Origin of the sequence: Schlesneria sp., from assembly GCF_036405755.1 — a bacterium.
GTDB lineage: Bacteria > Planctomycetota > Planctomycetia > Planctomycetales > Planctomycetaceae > Schlesneria > Schlesneria sphaerica.
Genome location: NZ_DASWWZ010000168.1, coordinates 1 through 5,422, shown reverse-complemented (window position 1 = coordinate 5,422; position 5,422 = coordinate 1). Strand labels below are relative to the sequence as shown.

Genomic DNA, 5,422 nt, shown 5'->3' with positions numbered 1-5,422 from the left:
CAACTGTCCAAATCGGCCTCCTTGTTTCCACCAACTCGCGCTGACATCCCCCATGACGAGCAACGCGAACGCAATCGGAATGAGAAAGTACCGAGGATAAATCAGTTGGTGTCCCGTGAAGAACAGGACAATCGCCGGCGCTGCGACGATGATGGTAAAGTAGCTCAAGGCGATGGCCCGGTCCGTCCGCCAGAGGTGGACGAATCCGGCAGCAAGCCATACCGTCGACAGGCCTGCCATCAGCAAAGCCAGATCGTCATACATCGGGCCTCCTGAGACCAGCGACAGGGTTGAGATCAACGCAGAAATCAACGTCGACTCGGGCCCTCCCCCAATCGCCATCCCGCGAATGAAATAGAGATAAAGCAGTCCAGCCACGGTCGTCGGGGGAACAAATGCAATGGGAATCAGCCAGGAAGGTCGTACAAGCCATTTCCGCAATCCCCACACAGCGAATCCGACGAAGCAGTACAGAAACGTGAGATGACCGAGGAATCCGAGACTTGCGCACATTGCAAATCCAAGAGCAGCCCGCCAATCCCGCGTTTCATCCATTCGCAACAGATAGAACCAAGACAAGTAACCAAATACGACCGCGTACGAATAACCTCGCGCTTCCGAGCCATAGAGGATCAGCAGATAAGAGGCTCCCACGAGGACAGAAGTGAACAGGGAATTGACTCCGTTGCCGCGCCGCCCGGCAATCCAAGTCGCGGTGATTACGGAAGCGATCGAACCCAGGGCCGCCGGAAGACGATAGACGATGTCCGGTACCGCTGGCCCCAAGGTGTACATGACAATGGTATTGAGCAAGTGATTGTTGTCGTGCCGCAGCGCGAAGACATCGGACAGCTTGTGAATGGCCTGACTGGCAAAGTACCAAGACCAGATTTCATCGATGGCGAGATCCCCCAGCGCACTGGCCAAACGGGTCGCGGCTGCCGCCAGAAGAACCAGGATGATGATTGAGTTCACGCTTGAGTTTGAATCGACCGTTCGCGTCGTCAGCGGATCACTCGTCGAATCATTCGTCGAGGGGCGAGAGGGAATCAACTTTTTCGATGAACTGGGCATAGGGAGACGTTCAGCCAGAGAACTTACAGCAGTAAGCGGTATTCGTACGGAGAGGGCCGGGTAGCATACGGCCTCCCGAAAGATCATACGAGCGACGAAGCTCCTGCACGATCCAACGGACCAGGAATGCAGCGCCGACCTTGCATTCGAGTCGCAGCAAACCGACTTCGATGAGTCCCCCGGTCAGGTTTGCCGCTGTCCCAGCCGTTCACGACAGAATGCCCTGAACGACTTTGCCGTGCACATCCGTAAGTCGGTAGTCGCGCCCCGCATGGCGGTAGGTCAGCTTCGTGTGATCAAATCCCAGCAGGTGTAGAAGGGTCGCATGAAAGTCATGAACATGAACCTGGTCGCTGGCGACCGTCGCCCCCAACTCGTCAGTCTCGCCATACGTTGTGCCTCCCCTGACGGATCCCCCCGCAATCCAGGACGAGAAACAGGCACTGTGGTGCCCGCGACCGTGTTTCCCATCCACGCCGGGAGTCCGACCAAACTCAGTGGTCCAAACGACCAGTGTGTCCTCCAGCATGCCGCGACGCTTGAGATCTTTCAGCAGTGCGGCAATTGGCTGATCGATCTTCTTTGCAAGCGGTGCATGCTCAGCCATGTCACCATGCGAATCCCAATTGCCCGATGAGCCTGAGTCGATTAATTCCACAAATCGGACTCCCCGTTCCGACAGCCGTCGCGCGATGAGACATTGCCAACCAAAACCATCCGTCTGTCCACGTGTCAGGCCATACATCTCAAGCGTGGAGTCAGATTCTTGCGATAAGTCAAAGGCATCAGGAGCTTCGGTTTGCATGCGGAAGGCGGTTTCGAACGACTGCATCCGTGCTGCCAGATCAGATGAAGCGGCATGCCGTCGCAAGTGAGCGTCATTCAGGCCACGGGCCAACTCCAATTCCAGTTCCTGTAGATGCGGTACTTTCGTGCGGGGCCGGAGATCAGAGATGGGGTCGGGGCCCGGAACGACCCGAGTTCCCTGATGGTAGGCAGGCAAAAAGTCATTCGCATAGACCTGCGTCCCGGCATAGGGAAGATGTGGAGCCAGGACAACGAAGCTGGGAAGATTCTGATTCTCGGTTCCCAGCCCATAACTGACCCAGGAACCAATGCTGGGTCGAGAAAAGAAAAACGAGCCTGTGTGCATGGCCAGCGTGGCCTGATAGTGTTCGTTGTCATCAGACTTCATCGACCTGATCAGGCAAATGTCGTCCATACATTCGCGAAGACAAGGGAACAGATCGCTGACCAGTGTTCCACATTCCCCCCCGGGCTTGAACTCCCACTTAGGACGCAGCAGAACACGCTGCTGGTTGGAAAGCCCGCCCCCGACCCCCATCGTTTTGCCATCGGCCTGAAACAGCTTGGGTTTGTAATCGAACGTATCCATATGAGAGACGCCCCCTGTAGAGAACAGGAAGATGACCCGTTTCGCTTTCGCCGGAGTATGTGCCGACCGAGGGGCGAGTGGAGCGGGATTCCGGACTTCGGAGGACAGCAGTTCCGAGAGAATCCCGGGGAACAGGAGGGAACCACCGACGAGTGACTGAAGCACTTCGCGCCGCGTCGGAGCATGCTTGAATCCGGGCATTATTGAGTCTTTTCAAGTACAGGAGATGAATCCAAGCGAGCGAGATTTATGTCTCGACGCTCGGACAGAAACGAAATCCGGCGACGGGCAGAAACGACATTTCCGGACATACGGTCGACGCTTAACAACGGTTGATCCCATAAGAGTCTCGCTGTCTTGCATCTTCAATTTGGAAACCTCAATTTCTCAGCGTGGCCTTCTGTGACAATTACGCTCAATCGACATAGACAAACTCATTCAAGAGAAACAGGGAGCGGACATACGAGACCCAAGCCTGTGCCTTCGATTCCTCGCTCGTCTTGCCCGCCTCGGCCAGCACGACATTCACAGCCTTCAAATAGTGAAGTCCGGCGGAAAGCTCCTCCTGGTATGGTGGACGCCCCAGTAGTCGGACATAGACGAGATCGATTCGTGAGCTGTCGTCCGATCGTTCGCTTCTCAATCGTGCGGCGACCAGTTCTGCCTGCTGATGAACGAAGGAATTATTCATGAAGTACAAGGACTGCAGCGGGGTGGTGCTCGTTGCTCGCTGGGGCGTACTGACGCTCGTATCGGGTCCGTCAAATATCGCAAGATACGGGTGTCGCTGAATTCGCTGCGTCATCAGGTAAACGCTTCGCTGGTTCGTCTCGTAAATCGCCTTAAACGGGTGGTGCTGTGTGAAACCCCATTCTGAACTGGGAGGGAATGGATGCGGTCCCCCGGATCGAGTATCAAGATTCCCACCGACAAACAGCAATGTGTCGCGAATCGTCTCTGCATCCAGCCGATTGCGGTGGAATCCTGATAAGAACTCATTCGCAGGATCACCCGGTATCGTGGCCGGGTCCTGAACCGATTCAGTTTGATAGGTGCGAGATTGCATAATGAGCCGATGCATCGACTTGATGGACCATCCCGACTCGATGAATCGGCTCGCCAGCCAGTCCAGCAGTGCAGGATTGGAAGGTGGTTTTCCCTGCTTCCCGAATTCATTTGGCGTTGTAACCAGTCCCCTTCCGAAATGATGAAGCCAGATTCGATTCACGATGACCCGTGATGTCAGCGGATTGGCCGAGTCCACAATCCAGTCGGCAAGTGCCATGCGACCACTCGATAAATCATTGACGGACAGTTCCTGTCCACCAAGAACAGTCGGAAACCGGCGACGGACCACTTCTCCTCTGGTTTCAGGATTCCCCTTGAACTGGATCGCGACATCATCGACTTGAGTCCCTTCGGCAACAGCGTACGCATACGGGATGTCGGGGAGAGTTTTCTTGTGTCGATTAACTTGCTTACGCGCCGCGGCCAACTGCTGTTTCAAGGCTGGCCTATTGGCGTTGTCTGCTTCAGACAGCTCTCTCTCGAGTCGTGCCAGTTCGGCTTCCAGTTCTTTCTCGCGATTCTGATGAGCGATCAAAGCGTTGCGGGCCTGTTCCGCGGGAACGAGAGGGACCAGGTCACGCTGCATCTGATCAAGTTCGATTCCTGGCCATGGATAGCGCGTGCTACTGAGAAAGCCATACAGGCCATAATAATCGTCGATCGTTATGGGATCGAACTTATGGTCGTGACAGCGAGCACAGTTGATTGATTGGCCCAGGAATGTCCGCCCCAGATTATCGATGGTGTCTTCAATGGTCAGATGTGTCGGATAGTCATCAACGCGCGATCCAAAACGTCGGGCGTTGGCGAGGTACCCCGTCGCAATCACGCGCTGGTTTCGCTCATCCCAGCTGTTCGACTCCATCAGGTCACCTGCCAGTTGTTCGCGGACAAACTGGTCATAGGGTAGATCTCGGTTGAAAGCGTCAATCACCCAGTTCCGATACAGGTACATCTGAGGAATGGGAAAATCGGAATTGTCACCGGCGGAATCGGAATACCGCACGACATCCAGCCAATGTCGTCCCCAGCGTTCTCCATAGTGAGGTGACTCGAGCAAGCGATTGATTACTGATTCAAATGCGTGTTCTGACGAGTCTGCCAAAAACGCATCGATTTCCTCCGGAGTCGGCGGAAGTCCTGTCAAATCGAACGTCGCCCGTCGAATCAGTGTCCGTTTGTCGGCCAAGGGAAGTGGAGTGAGTTCCCGTTTCTCGAGTTCTGCCTCGATGAACGAATCAATCTCGTTTCGAGCAGTGCTTTTCGTCGGTGTCGGCACCACGGTCGTGACGAGTGGCCGATAGGACCAGAAGCTCCGTGCGGAATTCAGATCAATCGTTTTATGGGAAACTTTCGTGGCCCGCGTCCGTGGATCGGGTGCTCCCATTTTCACCCAATGCTCCAGATCCGCGATCTCATGGTCCGCCAGCTTTCGGTCTGGTGGCATTTGCAATTGAGACTCCCCATACCGCACGGCTTTGATCAGCAGGCTGAGTTCAGGGTCGCCCGGCACAATCGCGGGCCCTCGGTCCCCTCCTTTCCTCATGGCAGATCGCGAGTCGACAAGGAGGCGCCCCTGAACTTCGTTCGACTCTGAGCTGTGACATTCGTAACAGTGGTTTACAAGAAGTGGGCGAATCCGCTTCTCGAAGAACTCCGCCTCAGCAGTCGATGGCTCGGTCGAACTGTCTCGTTCTCCCTGCCAGACCTCAATTCCTGAAAAGTTTGCTGCTCCACCTTTGCTGGTGATTTTGATCTGCTGATTTTTCACATTAATGAGCCAGGGTCCCAGCTTGTCCCAATGCCCCGCTCGGCCGCTGTTATGACGCGACAGCACTTCCGCACCGTTGATTGAAACATGATAGATCTCGGGATCGTTATCTT

The 5,422-nt window shown here is 55.2% G+C and carries 3 protein-coding genes; all 3 read right to left on the bottom strand.

The features are described from left to right. On the bottom strand, positions 1-1,074 hold a 1,074-nt coding region (locus VGE80_RS05585; RefSeq protein ID WP_440591962.1), incomplete at its 3' end, for a hypothetical protein. Between the two features lie 208 nt (positions 1,075-1,282). Then, positions 1,283-2,671 (bottom strand): DUF1501 domain-containing protein, encoded by a 1,389-nt coding sequence (locus VGE80_RS05580; RefSeq protein ID WP_440591961.1) that lies wholly within the window; start codon positions 2,669-2,671, stop codon positions 1,283-1,285. A gap of 214 nt (positions 2,672-2,885) precedes the next feature. After that, positions 2,886-5,422: DUF1553 domain-containing protein (locus VGE80_RS05575; RefSeq protein WP_440591960.1), on the bottom strand; the 2,537-nt coding region annotated here is incomplete at its 5' end.